Genomic DNA, 20,609 nt, shown 5'->3' with positions numbered 1-20,609 from the left:
AGGGACTACTTATAATATTTATAAGATAACTACTGATTTCCTAATCCAAATTAAACATTTATCTTCATTTTTCTACTTATACTTTCCATTCCTAAATGTTTATAGAATTCAATTGCATTTGTATTGAAGTCCTAAACATTTAATTCAGTAGATAAAGCTCCTCTTGCTTTTGAATTTCCTTTTTTACACCAAAATCATTTATAAAATGAACTAAGATGTGCATTATATGTAGACCTATATACATTCAGGACTGTCCTAAAAATCATCTGAAATGGACTTTTTGGACAACCCCTAATGAATATTGAAAATAGTAATAAGTTAATTTACAAGTTTTTGGTTATATTCAACCCATTTTTCCATCTCTCTCTCCACTGCTCGGTTTTGCCATTCAAACCAAATAGCAGAACATTCACTACAATGACTGTCTACGCCTTTTTTTCCATTCATATCATTACATGTAAATATAGTCTTTTTACGACAGCTGTAACAGTAAATTTCTACATCTTTATAAAATTCCATAGCTATCAACTCCTACAATTTACACCTATTTCTTTCCGTTTTTCATATAAATTATTCTAATTTATAAAGAAATTATCTAGTGTGCAACAGGTATGAAGGTAAACATACTAAAGCATAATGAAAAAAGATCGTTTAAGAGCAACCGAAGTAAATGAATACTAAATTCCTTATATACTAATTCATTATCTTATGAACTTCTTTCAATAATCTACAATAAATCCCCTTCGTTCAGCTATTTAGCACATCTACCTAATTATCGATTCTGTAAACATTACCAATAAAATGGGTTTTACTCTTCTTGGTTTGTAGCGTAAACTTTTTTACTTAAGAGGGGAGGAAATATTTATGTCTCAAATAAGACACGTGAAAATTTTAGGCACAGGAAAATATTTACCAAGTAAAAAAGTATATGCGCGTGAAATAGATGAATTATTAGGGGTAAAGGCAGGCTGGGTAGAACAAAAATCAGGTGTTGCAATGCGGTCTTTCATTGTAAATGAAACGGCCTCTGAAATGGCAACTTTTGCAGCAATGGAAGCGATTAAAGCTTCGGGTTTACATAAAAAAGATATTGATTGTATTGTAAGTGTTAGCGGAACAATGGAACAGCCTATTCCATGTAATGCGGCACTTGTTCAAAAGCAATTAGGTTTAAGTGATTCTAAAATCCCCTGTTTTGATATTAACTCTACATGTTTAAGTTTCGTAACAGGATTTGATACGATTTCCTATTTAATACATTGCGAAAGATATAGAAATGTGCTTCTAGTATCTAGTGATATTGCCTCAGTAGGATTAAATTGGGAGGCTAAAGAAAATGCCATTTTATTTGGAGATGGCGCTGCTGCTGTCGTCATTACAAAAACGCCTGAAAATGAAACTTCTAAAATACTATCTGGACATATGGAAACATTTAGTGAAGGAGCACATATTACCGAAATTAGAGGTGGAGGCACAAAATTACACCCTACTAATCCTAATGCACATGAAACCGACTTTTTATTTGATATGAATGGGAAATCCGTTTTTAAATTATCTTCCAAAAATATTGGCGCTTTTATGGAGAAATTATTAGCTACATCGAATTGTACAATGAATGATATCGATTTAGTTGTTCCACATCAAGCAAGTGGTATGGCAATGAGAATTTTAAGGAATAAATTAGGAATAGAAGAGGCAAAGTTCATGAACATTATTCATAATCATGGAAACACAATTGCTTCCAGTATTCCAATAGCTTTACATGAAGCCATTGTGCAACATAAAATCCAGCGTGGAAATAAAATTATGCTTATCGGAACATCAGCAGGACTTTCTATCGGAGGGGTTGTGTTTGAATACTAATATTCTACTGACAGGCGGGCGTGCCCCTGCCACTTATTATTTTGCCCGTTTGTTAAAGCAGCAAGGCAAGACCTTATTTATGGCTGAAAGTTTACCACAGCACCTATGTATGCACTCTAACCTATTTGAAAAAAACTTTCATGTTCGTTCACCTAATAAAAATCGTGATGCCTATATTCAGGATTTAATTAAAATCATTCAAGAAAACAACATTGATTTAATAATACCAACCTGTGAAGAAGTGTTTCATATTGCCTATGGCTATGAACAGCTTTCTCAATATTGTCGGGTCTTTTGCGAACCGTTAGAAAAAATTAACGTCTTTCACCATAAAGGCTTGTTTATCAACACGTTAAGTGGTTTTTTTAGTAAATATATAACTGCCCCTTTTACTGTAGTAATTGATACAACTACTATTCACTCTAAAGCAGAGATTGCCAGTATTCTAAAGGCGAACCACATTAACTTAAGCCATGAATATGTATGTAAGCCTGCTTATTCAAGATTTGGAACGGAAGTTGCTTTTAAGAAAGAGCATGAAATAATTGAATATCTATATTTTAAAAAAACGATTTGGGTTATCCAAGAAAAAATCGAGGGTATACAAATTTGTACGTATGCTATAGCAGACAAAGGCTTTATGAAGTACTATAGCGCTTATCAAACAAATGATCAGGTTGGGCTTGGTGCTACCATTTATTTTGAGCCTTTTCGTAATGCCAAATTGGAAGAATTCATGAAGCTTTACATCGAAAAATACCAATATACTGGCCAAATTGCTTTTGATTTAATTATGACGAACAAGGGCGAATTTTATCCGATAGAATGCAACCCTAGAACAACTAGCGGTATTTGTCTCTTTCCTCTTCAACAGCACGGAAATAACACTGCTTCCTATATTATTGGGAGAGAGACAACGATGTTAGGCTTAGCCATGCTCCAAACATTGCTCTCAAAAAACTTTTTTAAACAGCTTCGTAAAATGGCGAAAGCAAAGGATATTGTTTGGAATTCAAAAGATAGAAAGCCGTTCTTTGGCCAAATAAGCAGCTTTTTTTATTTATTAAAGGAAGCGAAGAGAAGAAAAATCTCTAGTTATCAAATGAGTACCATGGATATAGAATGGAACGGAGAGGAAATTGTAAATGAGTAATATTTTGGTTACAGGAGCAACAGGCTTTTTAGGACAGCATGTTGTAAAAAGGCTCGTTGTTAAAGGGTATAATGTGACTGCTATTGGACGTAATAAAACAATTGGGAAAACACTTCCTAAAGATGTCCGATTTATTTCCCTTTCTTTAGAGGATAGAAAAGGAATTTTCAATGCTATGCAGAACCAAGATGTTGTTATTCATTGTGGAGCACTTTCCTCGGTTTGGGGTAAATACGAAGATTTCTATACATCTAATGTAGTCGGTACACAAAACATGGTTGATGCTGCCCTTTTGCACAATATAAAAAGATTTGTTCACGTTTCCACACCAAGTATTTATTTTAATTTGCAAGATCGATCAAAAATAGATGTTAAAGAAGATAGTTTATTGCCTAATCCTGCAATTAACTATTATGCTGACACAAAAAGAAAAGCAGAAGAGGTTGTAGACGAAGCATTTAGAAAAGGATTAGCTACCATTACCATAAGACCTCGTGCGTTATTTGGTCCTGGAGATAATGCTATTATTCCTAGATTAATTAAGGCCAATCAAAAATCTGGCATACCATTTATAAATGGTGGAAAGGTATTAACAGATATTACATATGTTGAAAATGTTGTAGATGCCTTATGTCTTTGTCTGGATTCGGATGAAAAAACCTTTGGTCAAAAATATAACATCACAAATGGTGAGCCAGTGTATTTATGCGATATTTTAGAAAAAGTCTTTAGTATGCTGAACCAGCCTATGAGGAAAAAAGAATTGAAATACAAAAGTATATTACTAGTTGCTAATCTTTTAGAAAAAGCATATCGAATCTTCCAAATTAAAAAGGAACCAATCATCACACCTTATACAGTGACAGTATTAGCTCACTCTCAAACTTTAAATATAGATGCTGCTAAAACAGATTTAGGCTATAAACCACTTATTTCTGTTGAAGAAGGGATTCATCTATTCGCAGAATGGTGGAAAACTCAAAATGATTAGCTATAAATTATTTCATACAGGGTACTGTACGCATAATGCAAAAATAGCTTTAAAAGGAGAAGCATCCTATGAGATGAAATTTCCTGCTATGGTTGCTCTATTAAAACATCCGAATAAAGGCTATATTTTATTTGACACTGGATATACTAAGCGTTTTTATGAAGAAACGAAAAGATTCCCTTATTCCATATATGCTAAGATCACGCCTGTCTATATAAAGCCCGAAGACAGCATCCTAGCACAACTAGCTCAAGAAAACATTTTTGCGGATGATATTCAATATATTTTTTTGAGCCATTTCCATGCCGATCATATGTGTGGATTAAAAGATTTTCCTAACAGTCAATTTATCTGCTCTAAAGAAGCCTATCTTTCAATAAAAAATAAAAAAGATATAGGTGCTGTATTATCTGCCTATATCCCCAATCTATTACCTGCTGATTTTGAAGAACGAGTTTCTTTTATAGAAGATGCAAAAACAACTCAAATCGGTAATCCATCCATCAACACAATTATTGACATTTTTCAAAAACCTCTTTTTGATATATTTGGTGATGGGAGTTGTATTGCCATTAATTTATCAGGGCATGCAAAAGGACAATTTGGTTTGATTTTTGAAAGTGACAAAAAGGAAACTATTTTTTTAATCGCGGATGCTGTTTGGAGAAGTGTTGGCTATAGGGAAAATCGTTCCCCTAGTAAATTAGCCTATATAATTATGGCTAACGCTAAAGAATATAAAGAAAACTTCGAAAAAATAGTGCAATTGCATTCATTAGACAAAAAAATTAAAATTATTCCTACTCATTGCGAAGAACCATTTCAATAAATAGGCAAAGAGGTTAAAAATGATGAAGGTCATTAAAATTCTACAAAACTATTTAAGAGTGAAACGTATACAAAAATACTCACCACAGTCCTTTCGACAATGGCAGAGCAAGCAATTGAAAAAACATCTTTTATGGATAAATAAACATTCTTCATATTATCGACAGTTGAGGTTAAAAGCATCTAATGACATAACTAATTATCCTTTTATGGATAAACAAATAATGATGAATCACTTCAACACCCTCAATACAAAAGGCGTTTTAAAAGAAGAGGCTTTCGGGGTTGCTTTAAATGCTGAAGAAAATCGAGATTTTTCCCCAACAATTGGTAATATCACTGTAGGATTATCATCTGGAACATCTGGAAACAGAGGGATTTTCTTAGTTTCAGAAGAAGAACAAACAGCCTGGGCAGGGACGATTTTAGCAAAATTGCTGCCTAATGGTTTTAAAAACAAAGAGAAAATTGCCTTCTTTTTACGTGCAAACAGCAATTTGTATGAGTCTGTAAAAAATAAAAAAATAGAATTTTCATTTTTTGATTTACTAGATAGCTTTGAATCCCATATAAAAAGGTTAAAAGCCTATCAACCAACGATTATTGCAGCACCCCCTTCAATGGTTAGACGCTTGGCTCAAGCTGTAAAAGAAAATAAACTAGCCATACAACCTATCAAAATTATTACAATGGCAGAAGTTTTGGACCCTTTAGACCAAGTATTCATCGAAAATATATTTAATCAAAAGGTTCATCAGGTCTATCAATGTACAGAGGGTTTCCTTGGATGTTCTTGCTCACATGGTACGATTCATTTAAATGAAGATATCGTTTATATCGAAAAAGAATTCCTAAATTCGGAGAAAACGAAATTTTATCCGATTATCACTGATTTTAGAAGACGTACACAGCCCATTATTCGTTATCGTTTAAACGATATTCTTACAATAAAATCCGAGCCTTGCCCTTGTGGCTCTCCAATGTTGGCGATTGAACAAATTGAGGGACGTATGGATGACTTATTTATTTTAAAAGATAGACACCATGATCATCTAGCATACGTTTTTCCTGATTTTATTCGACGAGCTTGTATTACCGCTTCAGAAAACCTAAAAGAATATAGAGTTATTCAACATAGCGAAAATAAAATCGAGGTCCAATGTTTAGTGTTTGATGAAGAGCAAAGACAAGAAACTGAACAAAGCATTCAAGCAAATTTAATGGTCTATCTACAAGAAAACTACCACTGCCCTCTTATCACTTTCAGTCCATATGAAGAACAAGACCGATTAACAAAACTGAAACGGATTGAAAACAAAATGGCAGTTAAAGAGGTTGTTCAAAATGCTGAATGATGATAAAGGTACTCTATTCAACAAAAATAATATGCACGAATTAGATTGGCATTTCTATGAAAACGGAGCATTTTTACAAGCGTTTTTCGAAGACATGATTGCTGACACAGCAGCTTATATCCAAAACGTAAAAACAGACATTTTTTTTGCCGCAATTGGGCGTAAATTAATACCCTGTACAGTCAATGACAGCACCTACGAAAATTCATATGTTTGTTCACCATATACGCATTATATTTCCTATGCAAAGGAAGAATTGCGCTTTATTTCTTCAAAACCGTTAAGAGTTGTTCTTAAGGCTATAATTAATCAATTTGGCTATATAGCAAAGAAAATGGAAATGAATAAAATCGTTTATATTAACAATTATTGCCTTTCCACAAACTTAATAACGCCTTTAACAGTAGAGGAAATTTTTTTAATAAAAGAGCTGCTGATTAAACATTTTCCAACACACCAACTTGGCTTTCGATCTATTAATGAAATTTGTCATAAAAATATGATGGAGGGGTTTGAAAAAGAGGGCTTTAATTTATTACCTAGTCGCTATATTTACATATCTACGAACGATAGACTAAATACACCTACTAAAAGTGAAAGAAAAAAACGAAAACATGATGAGAAATGTTTAACCAAGGATATGACGGTTGTTTCTAATAAAGAATTAGCAACAGCAGATATTGAACGAATCGTTGAGCTTTATCATCAATTATATATAGAAAAGTATTCTGATTTAAATCCACAATTCACCTATACATTCATTGAAAAGATGCTGAAAAAGAATTTATTCATTTTTCAAGGAGTAAAAATTAACGGTCAATTAGAAGCTATTTCTGGAACCTTTGTGTTAAGCAATATGATGACAAATCCGATTTACGGTTACAATCTCTCATTATTCCCGAAATATCAGCTCTATAGAATTCTGAGACACTTAAACACAACATTAGCTCTAGACAATAAATATTTATATCATCAAAGTGCAGGCGCTGGTCACTTTAAAAAGGCTAGAGGCGGTGTAGGAACACCTGAATATACAGCCCTATACGTCAACCATCTTCCCTTCTATAAAAGATGTTATTGGAAACTATTATCTTTCTTGCTTAAGAAAATTGGAATCCCTTTAGTAGAAAGGCTGGAATTATAAGATCTAAAAGCCGGGGTTGTGTGATTTACACAAACTCGGCATTCTCCTAATAAACAATTAATCATTTTTATAAATATACTCTAATTGGTAAATATACAATGGACTTACGGACTAACAAATAATGATTTAAACATATGAAGCAAGTTAAAAAAAGACAAACTAATGTGTAGGAAATCTTCATTTTCTATTGTTTTCTCAGAAAAAGGGGAAATCGCCTCAAACCCTTGATTCCTATAATTATAGCTATAAAACGAATTCGAGTAGTAGTTAGACTAAACGTTCTCTTTACCTAAAAATATTCTCCAAATGCCACTGCATATAAACTTTTTGTCTGTCTGTTAATTTGATTTTCATCGTTACTTGGATGTTCATAAACTGCCTCGTATTGTCATCTATGCTATCTGAAACAACAATTTGTCCATTATTTAGAAAGCTAATAAACCCTTTGTCGAACAATTGATCATGATTTGGGCAAAGTAGCAAACCATTGTCAACATCAAGTCGTTCGTGGTGATTTGAAATAGACCACGGCTTAATGTGACTCGCAATTAAAAATGCTTCCTCTGACACGCCACATAGCTTACACTTTTTCTCAAAGGACAATAATGCCTTTTTAAACGACGACTGACCAATACGTGACTTCACAATCTGCTCTTTTTCCGTTTCCTCAATTGGTGTCACTTTCAATTCATTCATTTCTTGTTCAAAATCATGTATGTAGTCTGCTTTGGTATTTGTTGTTTGATTGGATGAAATCTTTACATATGGCTCTCCACTTATAAGATCCTTATAAGTAAAATACACATGTCCATTATACGTTTTTACCGCTTGTGGCTCATGTTGTAATGACTGCTCAAAACATAGTACCCAAAACTGAAACTCAGGCTTTTCAAATCCAAAATCCCGCGCACGTTCCTCCACATATTGTCTAATTCTAACCTGCACATCTGTAGGAAATCGTTCAATCGTTTCATTTACCACACCATGCCGAACATCCATCACAAATGTACCAATCACTGTATACAGCTCTCGCATCGCCCCACCTTTTTTACGAAACGTCACAAGATTCGAATAGTTATACGAGCGTGGGGAAGGAAATGCATGGATATGGTAGCATTCGATTAAATGAATAGTTGATGATGCTGGGATGGAGAGGACGATGCCAGTGTTAGATTCTTTAACTTGTAAATGAGCTTGAGTCTCAGACTTTTCTACAGCTTCTTCCCATTCTTTCACTAAAGCTGCCCCTAAATCTGCCGTTAACAAATAATTTGTGTTTTGTCTAATTTTCAAAATGGGTAAGTGTTGTAAAATTTCATGTTGCAGCAAATTTGTTCTTTTTAACATGTTCTCTACTTCTACCTCTAAAACTTTCAAACGAACAGCTAAATAAACTTCGGTCACGTCTTCATACCAATACTGTGCAGATTCCTCACTATTTATGTAGTCTTGAGGAAGTGATATTACTTGCGCTCTAGCGACAATTCCACTACTTCCTTTTTCATTCCCATCAGATCGCCAAATAAAAACATCATCGCCAATTTCAATATAATTTGCTAAATGCTGCTGCCGCATAGACCAAGTAATCACATCATTATCAAGTAAATAAGCATCCACATTAAACCTTGTTGGATTGCCTTGGAAAATCCATTTATTCATGAAATCACCTCTTTGTATTTGTTCTAGAATTATATATTATTAAATATTCTTTAACGATTTTTATATTAAACAGCGCTAAGACAATATCAAAGTTATAAACCTGTATATCTAAGTTATTTTCTTCTCAATAGATTCTAAAAATGTAAGCACATTTGCCATTGCTCTAATTACACGTCTAGAACCTTGGTATTACTGCCCTTAGTTAGTAATAACATCCAAAATTTGTCCCAATCTTGTGAATCTTAATTTCAATCTATCTTATAAAGATATGGACCACACATTGATTCGTGTGTATGAACATATGTCCAAGTAAAGTTTTTATCAAATATATATATATCTTGTTGAGTATCAAAATCCCTTGATATTACTTCATTAGCATTTGTATAAAGGAATATTATTGGTGAACCTTGATACATTACATAAAATTCTTCTTTAGATAAAGTATCAAATGCTTTTCTGGCAGCATCTTTTTTCAAGCATTCTTGCTTATCATAGCTGAAAATATGCCATTTAAACTGTTCATAATATATTTCTTCTTTTAATTCTTCACTAATGTTTTGTGCGAATGTCTTATCCCATAAATTATTAATTACCTCTGCTTCATTAACTAATTCTATGACAACACCTTTTTCACGTAAGTTTTGTTTAAATATATAATCTTCTTGGATAAAAACTATTGACCAATAAACATTTTCTAATTCTTCCTCTGGTAAACAGTCTAAGATTTTATCAATTTTATCTCTAATCATTTTTTCCTCCATTAACGAATTAAAGAAATCCGTTTTTAGTAAAAATCAAACTTTTTTATTACTTCTTCAACTCTCCTGCTTAGTTAGTTTAATAATTCGATAACACGCTAACCTGGTGAGTCTGTAGTTAAAAACTACATAGTAAATCAACTAAATTACTACTATACCTTTAACTAAACGCTTCATATCTTAAGACCTCTATCAGACCATACTTTCACTAATCTGCTTTGTAATTTAATAATACCCCATAACACTTTCATTTGGATAACTATTTCCATTTACCATTCCAGCTATTTACCTAATGATGGTTCATCATGTACTATTGATTGTGGAAGACCATCACGCTCATTCAACCAATTATAGAAAGGTATTGGGCGTTCATTATAAGGCGTTTCTTCTATATGTGATAATTTATCAACTTACTATTTAAACGTTCTACAGCCTTCTATATGCCCCAATAAATACGGCTCTTAATGCCTAGCAACTGCCAGTACACCTTCTTTAATATTCATAGCAAAGCTCCTCAGCAACTTCTGCGTATTGCTACACTGCCTGATTGATTATAATTTCATCATTGACCATATCAAATTCTTTTTTATTAATATCACTAGTTAACGATTCTAACAGTTTATCCGAATCCGTTGTATTAGTGAATAATGGCTTTTCACCTACTTTTGTGCAAAAGAAAAAGCATCCTCGAAAGAGAACACTTTTATAATGTTTGTTATTAAACTTATACTTCCTTACTGAACAATATTTAACTCTGTAAATTAATCCAATCTTTTCTAATCAATCCCATATAATAAATATCGTAAAATCTTCCAAATCTAAATAGTTCTTCTTTTAAAGTTCCTTCCAAAGAAAACCCACATTTTTCATAAGAAGCAACTGCTCTTTTATTAAAACTAAATACCTGAAGTTTTACTTTATTTAAATTCATATAATTGAATATAAAGTCGATCAATACTTTCATCGAATCTGTTCCATAGCCTTTTCCTTGGTATGCGGTTCCAATGGAAACACCAACATGACAAGTACTGTTTTTCCAATTCACTGAGTAAACAGATATCGTCCCAATAAAGATTTTCTCATCTTTCAGCTCAATCCCGAATATATATTCATCTTTTTCAGGATTTACTTCACTTAGAAACTTTTCATGGTCACCTTTAGTTGGTGGAAATGGAATCCCATCATTCATTAATAATCGACTTTCTACAACATCTTCAATTGCATAGAAATTTTCATAATCATCTTTTGTAATTTTTCGTAAAACGATTTTATCACCTGTTAGAAAATTTTCAATATAATGCTTTATCATTTTTATCCCCCTATTAATACGCAGGGAACAGCAGTAAGGGTTATTCTACTGAACCCTTGCTAATTTTTTGCTTCTTTGATCCTGTTAAAACTTCTAATACAATACATGCCATCAAGAGTTCATCTCCCTTTACTTATGATATAGTTAAATTGTATATAAATTTAACAATTTTTTCAATCCAATTATTTAACAAGTAAATCTTTAACTATTTCTTCGATAACCTATCCTGCACAATATGGAACGATTAAACATCCCATTTATAAATCTCGTTGGGCAATTGAAAGTTTTTTCGTTGGATTAAACAAAACATGAATGTGCCTATTCTATTCGGGACAACAAGAAATTAATGCCATATTTTATTCGCAGCCCTTATTGCCTGAAAACATGAATGTTTTATTGTAATAAGGAGCGCCAAAATTGCATATTAACAACGCATATGCACGATTTTATGTACACTAGACAGCAAACCATAATTGATTAATTGTTGATGTATCAATTGTTTGCACCCCTTGCATAAAAAGCTGTATAAATAATGTTCATTAAAAAAACAAAAAACGTTGATTTAACAACGCTTTTTGGCTTTTTGATATATTTCTAAACTTTCATTTGACGTTTATTAGGTTTATTTTGTATACTTTTTAAATTCTTGTTGCACTAAGTATATTTTTCACAATCTCTTTATTGTAAAGTGAAACTGTCAGCAAATATCTAAAGTTAATAACTTTTCATATTAAGAGAATATAAAATATCTTTAAAGTAGTTCTCTGCTAAGTTGTGTAGGGTATGACTGAATTGTTTTCTGACACCGTAGCTAATTGTTCGAGGGTTTTCCATTCAACAATTTTTTCATATTCTTCTCCTTTAATACTAAAACTAATTTTTATTCTTCGTTCACTGTCTTCATTTACCTCTTCTCCCAATACTAATTTAAGCGCAATTTTACCATCACCGTTTATCTCTATATCTTTTATATTTTTTAATTCTCCTACATCTGATTCACCATATATCCCTGATGACTTCAATGGGTTTGCGCCAAAGACTTGATATTTTATACCATCTTCCTCGTATGTAATAGGCTTCTCATCTTTTTTTATCAACTTTATCGATTCTATTGTTACAGATGATTCTCCTGACCAATTAATTGGAACAACCAAATAAAAAGTTTCTTCTTTCCAATCAGTGCCAAAGTTACCTAAAAGAAATTCACCGTTTACATCCTTGCCCTGCTCGCTACAACCCACTACTGAAACCAAACAGAATAAGACACTTAAACATAGTGAAAATTTCTTCATATAAACACTCCTTTGATAAATATTCTATTATCTTCCAGCATTTTGCAGGCTAAACCTGTTATCGGAAATCGATGCTAGCTCACACGGTTTTATCTTTGGTAAAAATTCATTCTTTCAATTCTTCTATTTTGTATGAAGTTGTATTATTAATAAATCCTTTTATAAATCAATGATGTTATCAAAAGATGTAACCGCAAACGAATTACATCTTTTTCGTTATTTACCATTTTTACTAGAGCTTCTTAATTGATTATAAAATTTTGAAACCTACACACAATAAAAGGCAAAAATGACCTATCTTTAAAACAAATACCAAGTATAAATTATTTTGGATTTTAACCGATGTATATTAAGAGCGTAAAAGCTATTTACAGGAAATGAAGGGGCGATATTATGAAAGTGAGTTTGAATGGTTCATCGGTTGATAGCGGGTTGCAAAAATGCAATATCGGCATGTTTAACAAAGGCAATAAAGGCTCTATTAGCACAAATGCAAGCGGGAAAAATAGCGCCGCAGTTATTTTTAGCCGTTCACCTTTTAGTCCGAACGTGTCTAACGATACATTAAAAGATTTTTCGAATGACCTAGCTCGATTAAAGTTAAGCTTAAAAAATAATTCCGATAGCAATTCTGATAACGAATTATTAGGCGAGTTTTTGACAAAAATTGAACAATATAAAGAAAAAGGCATATTTGACGGACAGGCAGACGATAAAAACACCAACCAGATTTTTCAGAACAGTGTTTTAGATTTGGTTGATGAATTTCGTGCTAAAGCCGTAAATGAAGAGGCCCAAAATTATTTTAAGGAAAAGAATGCAAGAGCTGATATGGCAATGTTTCTTATCAGGGGTTTAGGCATAACAAGTGGGGAGGTTCATATTTCTGATGAGGGCATTTCTCGAATGATGAAGTTATACGAGGAAAAGTTAAAAGACGGTACGTTAAATTCTGATAATGCTGAAATACTCGATATTGACGCTTTTAATAAATATCGCGAAAAAAATAGCAAGGATATTGAAGAAGCAATCAAAGAGCGTGAAGCATACAGTTTATTATTGAAAAAACTTGACGCATTTAAAAATTCTTTAGTCCAGTATTTCGAAGGGAAATAACAAACTGCAATAGATAATCCCAAACTAAAGTGTACCCTTTGTAAAGGACATTTTAAAAAAGACTCTAGGTAACTTGAAGAAGATGATGTCTGTATTGCGCAGGCGTCATCTTCTTTAGGTTCCACTGACCTCGATAGTGATTGTAATAAGTCATATAACTTTTAATTTCCCCTTTTACATCTTCTAGTGTTTCACATGATCTTAAATCTGTTTCATCTTTAAAATGCCCAAAGAATGATTCTTGAGGAGCGTTATCCCAACAGTTCCCACGACAGGACATTGACTGACTTATTCCCATTTTCTTCACAAGCTTTTGGAATTGGGGATTGGTGTAGTGGAAGCCTTGGTCTGAGTGGATGAAGGCACCCTCATTTAGTTTTATTCCATTCTTCTTTAATTTCTTTAAAGTATTCAGGGCAATATCTAACGTTATTTTATCAGATACTTCATAAGCCAAAATTTCATTGGTTTCCCATCTTTAATTGTAGACAAGTAGGTGCGTTTACCTTTCCGTAACTCAAAGATAGGTGATGTCTGTTAATAATACTTTCCCAGCTACCCTTTGCTTAAATTGACGGTTTAGCAGGTTCGATAATGTTCGATGTTCCTTTGTTGCTTTGGCAATTCGTCGATATGGATTATCGCGAAACTGCCGAAAAAAGATTATTGGTCGAACTTGCTGTAGTGAGTGCCGCGTGCCAAGGTGAATTAGTAGCTATAGAAGAAAAACACTTGAACACTGAAAAAAATACTCTTTTAATAGAACAAGCTTTAGTTAATTTAACTGTGATGGAATTATTGTAAAAGAGACTAGACAAAAGGTAAAAGAAAACGTGTAGTAACTATTCCATCAAATATAATGAATGATCAAGTTACGCTTGCTGCAGTTAAAAAATATCAACTAGAAGAGGCTGGCGATGAACGAGAATGGAAGGAACATTTTTTCATTTTCTCAAATGAATTTGGTAAACCGTATCGCCCTGATTCAATAAGTCAATGGTGGGACAGTTTTACAAAAAGGAATCCTGATTTACCTAGAATACGTTTCCATGATCTATGTCACACTTCAGCATTTTATTAATTCATGCTGGCGAACACCCAAAAGTTATTCAGTCAAGATTAGGACATTCAAATATTACCACAACAATGAATACTTATGGACATTTATTAGAAGAAACTGATCAAAGAGCTAGTAATCACTTCAATAAGCTTTTTATCAAAAAAGATTGATTTGGACAAACTTTGGGCAGATTTTTCAGCTATTCGTAGTTATGCATAAAAATAAAATGCCTTACAACCGTTGTGGCTGTAAGGCTTAGGTTAGCGTCCCAGGAGGGATTCGAACCCCCGACCGACGGCTTAGCTTACCACTAACATCACTCTTTACAATCCTAGTAATACCAAGCCATTGAGACACTCTTAAACTATACATGGGATTCGGTCAAATTACGTTTTTAGACCGAAAGTATCTTTATATATAAAATAACATCAATTAAAAATGATTAAAAGTAAAAACAGTCCTATTTGTCTCACAAATTCATCTGATTAAATCAATTTAAAAATCACTTATAAATCTATTCATTTCTTCTACATTTGCGAATCTTTTATTTTTGTCTGGATTTAACCCTTTAATTTTATACTCATATAATTTTCCATTAGTTATATGTTCTAAATTCACTTTTCCTGTCATAATGAAAAGAATTAACCTAGTTAAGGCATATGTTTCATGAAGAATATTATAATTTTTAAAACCATCAATATGTAAAGATGAATCATTAAAAGAGCCTTTAATATCTGAATTTAATGAAGTTAATTCTAGCTCTGGAATTTTGACAAGACCAAAATCAGATATTTTAGCTACAACTATATCATCATATATCATTATAAGTACATTATTAGGACTAATATCTCTATGCAGGTAACCTTTTGAATGGATATATTTGAAAGCTTTCAATACTTGAAAACATATGTTTTTCCTTTGTATCGTAGAAAGAGTTGCGTTATTTTTTAATATGTATTCATACAATGTACAATCCATACATTCCATAATGTATTCGTTATTATCGTTGTTATACCTATAAACTTCAACAATATAAGGAGAACGCATTTTTTGCATCTCTGTAAATTCATTTTTAAATCTAATTAATTCTTTATGCTTTAAGTCTTTTTTTGCTCTTTTAACAATGAAGCTTTTATTATAATATTTATCTTTGTACCTATATACATTAGCGTAAGAGCCTTCTCCTATCATTTTTAAGTTTTCTATACTAATTTGATTAGGTGCTTCTATTTCTATGGAAGTATTCATTTTGAAAATTGGGATTTCATAATATAAATCAATCATATCCATATTTTCTGGAATTGAGTTTCCCCCACTAGAAGATAAAAACTCTGAGCATTTATTTATTACACTTTCATAATATTCATCAATTGAAAAAGTATAAATTGAATTTTTTAATGCCCTTTTAAGTCTTGTAGCTATATTAATCATTTTTATTAAATCTCTACTGGGTTCTGCCCAAAAATGAGCTGTATGTTCATTAGTAGGTAATCTTTGATTCATGGTTTTAAATAGATTAATTAAATTTCCATGTAAAGTTACAAAGATATTTTTTAATTTTTCATTTCCAATATTTGTATATAAATCAGCAAACTCTAAATCCACATATTCCTCTATTTCTTTATATTGAGATGTAATATAGTTGTTTATATCCATTTTATGCACACCTTTACATTATAATTATAATATTATAGATGTTAATTTGAATAATCTAATGATTCGCAAATCAGATTCAGACAAATCATTTAATTAATTCAAAATACAAAGAGAGCCTAATATTAGACTCTCTTATATACTTTTGCTACAACTGCTTTTGTTGATAAGAATAGAGTATTGTGTTTTGTAAAACTGAGCAAGTTACAATTAGGCTTCTTTAATTTGGTGGCTCAATTCCTACCTAAATATTATAATTTCCACTTTATTTATCTACTCTCTGCCCATTTTACAACTGCCACCTCTAAAACATCCAATCTAGGTAAAATCGAACGGTACCAGTGACTTGCTTCATCGCCAGGAAGACAATTAGCGGACACCAAAAATGCCCTTCTTTGCCAATTAGGGAACTGCATAATATTTCTCTTCCTTGTCTTAAACCACGATTGTTGATTTGCATTACCTAAAGCTAATATTATTTTTCTTCTTAAAAAATCATCATAATAATCATTGTAGTATGTAGCTAGATTATCAATATTCCAGCCTGTTCCGTTGCTAAAAGTTTTGAATAGCCACATTCTATGAAATTCTAAATGACCTACAATAGAATCTTCTAATATACTTATTAATTTTCCACTTATTCTTTCCTTCTGATAAATGCTTAAGTCTAGTTGATTAATGTACACAAATATATGTTGGAACGCCGTATATAGTTTATCTATATTATCTAAAACTAAATCTAACGCTTCAGTATTATTTAATTGAGCCATTCTTCTCAAAACAAATCCAACTATTTTAGCATCTGCACTCTCAGAATCGATTTGTTCTTGTAGAATTGCTATAAGATTTAGGCTATCTATTTGTTGCTGTAGTTCATCTGGTAAAATATCATAATCAATATCTCCGTACGGGTCATCTATGCCCATTTCTTTTATAATATCTAAAAATTCATCTGATAACCTCTGAATCTCTATTGACTCTCCTGATTTTAAATATCCCTCTCTGAATTCTTCCACAGACACTATTCTAGTTTTATGTTGTTGTAAAGTTAACCCATGATTTTCAAACAACATTTCCGCTAAAATGGCTAATTGTTGATAAGCCTCTTTTTCACTCGAGCAAAATATTCTAAAATCATCAACATATCTACAAAAGTCTATACCTTCGCTAAGCAATCCTTCATCTATATCATTTAGCGCAAGTTCTGCAAGCAATCTTGATGCATCTTGTCCTACTGGTATTCCATAAGAAATACTATAATTCCAACTATTTAATAGACGTTTAATTGCACGTGCATGATTGCTCATAGTAGTACACGAACTTAAAGCATTTTCCAATGGATGTAAGTATAATCTAGGGAAAAAGTCTGCTATATCTGCTACTACTACATATTTAATGTTATCATCACCAGTGAATTCATCGACTTTCTCTTCGCAATAACTCAAGAAACTTCCATAATGTATTTCTGAATCAAACATTCTACCGTCATCATTTGGATTAAATCTATAAGAAAAACTTACGTTCCTATCTACTGGAATCCTTTTTGATTCAATATCTTGACCAATTTCATATACTAAAGCTAAATATACCAATGTATCCAATGGATCTAACTGTGTGGATAATCTAAAGCCAAACTTATGTTTTGGCGTTAGGCTCCTTCTATAATCTCTTACATTCCACTGTAACATATCATGATTTCTTAAATATTCTTTAAGAGATGTTCCATTAGGTAATTCTCTTGTAGTTCTATCCCATAAATATCTAATTGCTTCATATTCAAAGGGAACTGGAAAAATATCGGTATCACCATAATTCTCTATATGTTTCAATGCCCATTCTAATGATTCAATTTTAAGCTTTAACAAATTAATCACTCCAATTAATAGTTCAATAATCACTAAACACCTTTGAATTACCAATACAATTTTACCATACAAAAAATAGAAAAACACAACAAATATGCCATATTGAAATATATAGACATACCTATCATCTCGTTTACCACTTCAATTTCTGTGTCTGTAAGAGGACTACACCATCTATAATAATTTAATTACTTTAGATCGGAAATACCCGCCCTATAATTCTGTATAATTTTCACTAATCCATATGCCTTTTCAACGGAAATTTAAATAATTTAAACGATTATTATCAATTCTATTCGAGTAATTCGGTTGTCCATAATATAAATACATATGTCTTTCAAATCCTTATGGTCAAATTTGTTGCCTTTTTAAAAAATATGTATCAACAACTTTAGACAATCCCACCAAAGTGTTTTTAATATCCTATTCTTATTTTTAAATCAATCAATTTATTGTTTCAATTTTTTCTTTAATGTATGTAATGGTATTAAATGAGAAGTATATTCCAAAGCATCTATACATTGTTTTATCGCTAAAATTATTTTTAAACAATCATTTCTCGAAACCGCATTAAAATTATGGTTTCCATGCATAATGCAATTTCTATTTAATACATCAGTTTTTAGTTCTTTATTTGAAGAAAAGAAATAAGAAAATGCTGAGCATGCAACATAAATAGTTAAATATTTTAAAGTTTCAGTAGTATTATTTCCAAATTTTGAATATAAATTATTCCTAATATCTTTGGCTAATCCTCCTATATATATATTTTCATAAATCATAGTTTGATTCTCTTTATTCTGAATCCAACGATTAAATAAATTATCATAAATCGCCATTAGAGGGAAAATAATAATATTATATTGTTCTTTTTTTAACATATCAAAACACGTTTCAAGTATATCTTTTTGTAATTTCAGCTTTGGTGAATTCACTATTGACTCCATATAATTGGTTAAGTTCTCTTCTAAATAATTTACTACAAAATCTTCATTGATTTTATCTGCTTGTTTTTTAAAAGCTAAATCTAAAGTAAGAACAAAAATTTCATCATCTATAAACCATTCTTTTTCTCCAAAATAATCAATTATCTTAAAATATTTATGTATATATGTCTCCCTAATATGTATAAAATCTCCGATTTTTCTTTTACTTTGAAGAAAATCCTTCTCTATCTCATCAATTTTCTTCAAAGTTTCTTCAAACTCTTCTGATTTTGAGTTAGTAATTAAAGTCTTGAATTCATTTATATTTCTTAGGAATCTATCTATAACTTCTATTGATGGTTTCTCTAATTCAAACATTTTTAGAGTTAAGTCTTTAATATTTACTTTACTCAAAAGAATCTCACCTCATTTTCCCATTAAATTCTCAAATGCTATCTATATTCTTATTGAGCTATTTCATACACTTATTTAAGTGTATATGCTTTTTCATTCCATGATAATTTAAAGTAATCAATAATTTCTCTCTCGACAAACTTATGTTCAATTGGAACAATTGTTGATGTCTTATTTCCTATAGAGTTTATTGAGCAACCTAATAAATAAACTTTCCCCTCATCAATTATTAAGTATCTATCATGATTATCCTTTGACTTTCTAATTTCTAGATTTCCTCGTTCTTTTCTCAGTGCTTTATACTGAATTTCAGAATCCCCTTGTAACTTTTCAGTTATCACCTGAATATTTACATTTGGGTCTAGCTCTTGAATTAAAGTAAGTAGTACTTCATTTATATATGGATCGATCAATTGAACGTTCTTTTTAGCCCCACAAAATAATTCTTTAACTTTCATATAACCTTTGTAAGGTTTATTGTTTTGAAAAAATACAGGATTATCTTCCTTTTCCTCTTCTTCGCCTATTGAACTCCATATTTCCTCAAACCATTTACCATCAATTGATGACCATTTAGGATTAACAATTCCTTCTTCTACCTCAACTTTATCGTAAATCAAGTGATCTTTATCAATTTGAATATCCTTATAAAAAATCCCTATTTTATCCTTATCGACTTCATATCCAACATCTACCAAATAATTATTTTGAATTTCTTCTAAAACAATTTCTATGAAATTGGTAATACTACCATATCCATAAATAAATTTAATTAATAAAATAGGTTCATTGTTAATTACTTTGAACTTAAATTCTATAAACATTTTTCTAATATCAAATTCAGCATACAAAAATAAGCCCTTCTTTATAAATAACTCTTTTCTTGAGAGAGAGTCTAACCCTTTTTTTGCTTTGTATAAATTACTTAATATATAATGCTTTGAAGATTTATCAAATAGTCCCTTTCTATTTGTTAGTTCAAAAGAAGCTCTAGTTATAAAATCTAACGCTTTGATTAATTCATCCTTTGATAACTGATTTATTATAAAGTCATTACCAGTAAATTTATAATTAATCAGTTGAACTAATCTAGTCATCTCTTTATCTGTTACTTGTTTATAGTCCTTCTCTATTTTTGAAAAAATTAAATCTAACTCTTTTTGCTCAGTCACACTAGCACTTCCTTTAATGTACATTTTATATGTAATTATACATTTGAGATC

General features: G+C 31.3%; 17 protein-coding genes, 1 tRNA gene and 1 pseudogene. 8 read left to right on the top strand and 11 right to left on the bottom strand.

All coding sequences use genetic code 11. From position 1 onward, the window contains the following. Positions 1–318: 318 nt before the first annotated feature. Positions 319–519, bottom strand: coding sequence for a hypothetical protein (locus AC1RNS_RS21335; protein WP_492995577.1), 201 nt, complete (start codon positions 517–519; stop codon positions 319–321). Positions 520–864: 345 nt separating this feature from the next. On the opposite strand from AC1RNS_RS21335, the gene AC1RNS_RS21330 reads away from it, so the two are divergent. From AC1RNS_RS21330 to AC1RNS_RS21305, 6 genes are read left to right on the top strand one after another with little or no spacing between them, the layout of a single operon-like run. Continuing rightward, a complete protein-coding gene (locus tag AC1RNS_RS21330) occupies positions 865–1,863 on the top strand; it encodes a beta-ketoacyl-ACP synthase III (protein WP_492995576.1) in 999 nt (332 codons plus the stop codon). Beyond that, entirely contained in the window at positions 1,853–3,016 is a 1,164-nt protein-coding gene (locus AC1RNS_RS21325; RefSeq protein WP_492995574.1) for an ATP-grasp domain-containing protein, read from the top strand. Before AC1RNS_RS21330 ends, AC1RNS_RS21325 begins: the two co-directional genes overlap by 11 nt. Further along, complete coding sequence (locus AC1RNS_RS21320) at positions 3,009–4,007, top strand: NAD-dependent epimerase/dehydratase family protein (protein WP_492995572.1); 999 nt, start codon at positions 3,009–3,011, stop codon at positions 4,005–4,007. Before AC1RNS_RS21325 ends, AC1RNS_RS21320 begins: the two co-directional genes overlap by 8 nt. Further along, positions 4,000–4,836, top strand: coding sequence for an MBL fold metallo-hydrolase (locus AC1RNS_RS21315; RefSeq protein WP_492995571.1), 837 nt, complete (start codon positions 4,000–4,002; stop codon positions 4,834–4,836). Before AC1RNS_RS21320 ends, AC1RNS_RS21315 begins: the two co-directional genes overlap by 8 nt. 22 nt (positions 4,837–4,858) lie before the next feature. Next, positions 4,859–6,190 (top strand): F390 synthetase-related protein, encoded by a 1,332-nt coding sequence (locus AC1RNS_RS21310; RefSeq protein ID WP_492995596.1) that lies wholly within the window; start codon positions 4,859–4,861, stop codon positions 6,188–6,190. After that, on the top strand, positions 6,180–7,334 hold the full coding sequence (locus tag AC1RNS_RS21305; protein ID WP_492995570.1) for a hypothetical protein: 1,155 nt from the start codon (positions 6,180–6,182) through the stop codon (positions 7,332–7,334). The genes AC1RNS_RS21310 and AC1RNS_RS21305 overlap by 11 nt, the downstream gene beginning before the upstream one ends. 285 nt (positions 7,335–7,619) lie before the next feature. On the opposite strand, the gene AC1RNS_RS21300 is transcribed toward AC1RNS_RS21305, so the two are convergent. The 4 genes from AC1RNS_RS21300 to AC1RNS_RS21285 form a co-directional block, all read right to left on the bottom strand. Further along, positions 7,620–8,993 carry an HNH endonuclease gene (locus tag AC1RNS_RS21300; protein ID WP_492995568.1) on the bottom strand — a complete coding sequence of 458 codons (1,374 nt, stop codon included), beginning with the start codon at positions 8,991–8,993 and terminating at the stop codon, positions 7,620–7,622. 248 nt (positions 8,994–9,241) lie between these two features. Beyond that, complete coding sequence (locus tag AC1RNS_RS21295; RefSeq protein ID WP_492995566.1) at positions 9,242–9,742, bottom strand: DUF4275 family protein; 501 nt, start codon at positions 9,740–9,742, stop codon at positions 9,242–9,244. Between the two features lie 757 nt (positions 9,743–10,499). After that, positions 10,500–11,060, bottom strand: a complete 561-nt coding sequence (locus AC1RNS_RS21290; RefSeq protein ID WP_492995565.1) for a GNAT family N-acetyltransferase — start codon at positions 11,058–11,060, stop codon at positions 10,500–10,502. A gap of 767 nt (positions 11,061–11,827) precedes the next feature. Beyond that, a complete protein-coding gene (locus AC1RNS_RS21285) occupies positions 11,828–12,352 on the bottom strand; it encodes a hypothetical protein (protein WP_492995564.1) in 525 nt (174 codons plus the stop codon). Positions 12,353–12,745: 393 nt separating this feature from the next. Here AC1RNS_RS21285 and AC1RNS_RS21280 point away from each other — a divergent pair, with 393 nt between their 5' ends. Next, positions 12,746–13,468, top strand: a complete 723-nt coding sequence (locus AC1RNS_RS21280) for a hypothetical protein (RefSeq protein ID WP_492995562.1) — start codon at positions 12,746–12,748, stop codon at positions 13,466–13,468. A 64-nt stretch (positions 13,469–13,532) separates the two neighbouring features. Here the strand turns inward: AC1RNS_RS21280 and AC1RNS_RS21275 are convergent. After that, positions 13,533–14,108 (bottom strand): annotated as a pseudogene (locus AC1RNS_RS21275) (IS3 family transposase); the annotation flags it as partial. Here AC1RNS_RS21275 and AC1RNS_RS21270 point away from each other — a divergent pair. After that, positions 14,063–14,272, top strand: coding sequence for a hypothetical protein (locus AC1RNS_RS21270; RefSeq protein ID WP_492995561.1), 210 nt, complete (start codon positions 14,063–14,065; stop codon positions 14,270–14,272). The pseudogene AC1RNS_RS21275 and the gene AC1RNS_RS21270 sit on opposite strands and share 46 nt — an antisense overlap. Positions 14,273–14,792: 520 nt before the next feature. Here AC1RNS_RS21270 and AC1RNS_RS21265 read toward each other — a convergent pair. The 5 genes from AC1RNS_RS21265 to AC1RNS_RS21245 all read right to left on the bottom strand — a co-directional run bounded on the left by AC1RNS_RS21265 (position 14,793) and on the right by AC1RNS_RS21245 (position 20,558). Beyond that, positions 14,793–14,883 (bottom strand) — tRNA-Ser (locus tag AC1RNS_RS21265). 140 nt (positions 14,884–15,023) lie between these two features. Next, positions 15,024–16,184, bottom strand: a complete 1,161-nt coding sequence (locus AC1RNS_RS21260) for a protein kinase family protein (RefSeq protein ID WP_492995559.1) — start codon at positions 16,182–16,184, stop codon at positions 15,024–15,026. Between the two features lie 266 nt (positions 16,185–16,450). Beyond that, positions 16,451–18,046: an RNA-directed DNA polymerase gene (locus tag AC1RNS_RS21255; RefSeq protein ID WP_492995558.1), complete on the bottom strand. Its 1,596-nt coding sequence runs from the start codon at positions 18,044–18,046 to the stop codon at positions 16,451–16,453. Positions 18,047–18,495: 449 nt separating this feature from the next. Continuing rightward, a complete protein-coding gene (locus AC1RNS_RS21250) occupies positions 18,496–19,386 on the bottom strand; it encodes a hypothetical protein (protein ID WP_492995556.1) in 891 nt (296 codons plus the stop codon). A 71-nt stretch (positions 19,387–19,457) separates the two neighbouring features. Continuing rightward, positions 19,458–20,558 (bottom strand): hypothetical protein, encoded by a 1,101-nt coding sequence (locus AC1RNS_RS21245; RefSeq protein ID WP_492995554.1) that lies wholly within the window; start codon positions 20,556–20,558, stop codon positions 19,458–19,460. Positions 20,559–20,609: the final 51 nt, after the last annotated feature.

The organism is Lysinibacillus sp. GW821-FHT14F06, assembly GCF_058803665.1.
The sequence above is the reverse complement of the archived record's forward strand: the minus strand, read 5'-3'. Positions and strand labels throughout refer to the sequence as shown.

Coding starts and splice junctions, on each gene's coding strand:
- AC1RNS_RS21310 (WP_492995596.1), top strand. CDS start 4,859: ATGAAGGTCATTAAAATTCTACAAAACTATTTAAGAGTGAAACGTATA.
- AC1RNS_RS21305 (WP_492995570.1), top strand. CDS start 6,180: ATGCTGAATGATGATAAAGGTACTCTATTCAACAAAAATAATATGCAC.
- AC1RNS_RS21270 (WP_492995561.1), top strand. CDS start 14,063: ATGTTCGATGTTCCTTTGTTGCTTTGGCAATTCGTCGATATGGATTAT.
- AC1RNS_RS21330 (WP_492995576.1), top strand. CDS start 865: ATGTCTCAAATAAGACACGTGAAAATTTTAGGCACAGGAAAATATTTA.
- AC1RNS_RS21335 (WP_492995577.1), bottom strand. CDS start 519: ATGGAATTTTATAAAGATGTAGAAATTTACTGTTACAGCTGTCGTAAA.
- AC1RNS_RS21295 (WP_492995566.1), bottom strand. CDS start 9,742: ATGATTAGAGATAAAATTGATAAAATCTTAGACTGTTTACCAGAGGAA.
- AC1RNS_RS21260 (WP_492995559.1), bottom strand. CDS start 16,184: ATGGATATAAACAACTATATTACATCTCAATATAAAGAAATAGAGGAA.
- AC1RNS_RS21315 (WP_492995571.1), top strand. CDS start 4,000: ATGATTAGCTATAAATTATTTCATACAGGGTACTGTACGCATAATGCA.
- AC1RNS_RS21285 (WP_492995564.1), bottom strand. CDS start 12,352: ATGAAGAAATTTTCACTATGTTTAAGTGTCTTATTCTGTTTGGTTTCA.
- AC1RNS_RS21300 (WP_492995568.1), bottom strand. CDS start 8,993: ATGAATAAATGGATTTTCCAAGGCAATCCAACAAGGTTTAATGTGGAT.
- AC1RNS_RS21320 (WP_492995572.1), top strand. CDS start 3,009: ATGAGTAATATTTTGGTTACAGGAGCAACAGGCTTTTTAGGACAGCAT.
- AC1RNS_RS21290 (WP_492995565.1), bottom strand. CDS start 11,060: ATGATAAAGCATTATATTGAAAATTTTCTAACAGGTGATAAAATCGTT.
- AC1RNS_RS21280 (WP_492995562.1), top strand. CDS start 12,746: ATGAAAGTGAGTTTGAATGGTTCATCGGTTGATAGCGGGTTGCAAAAA.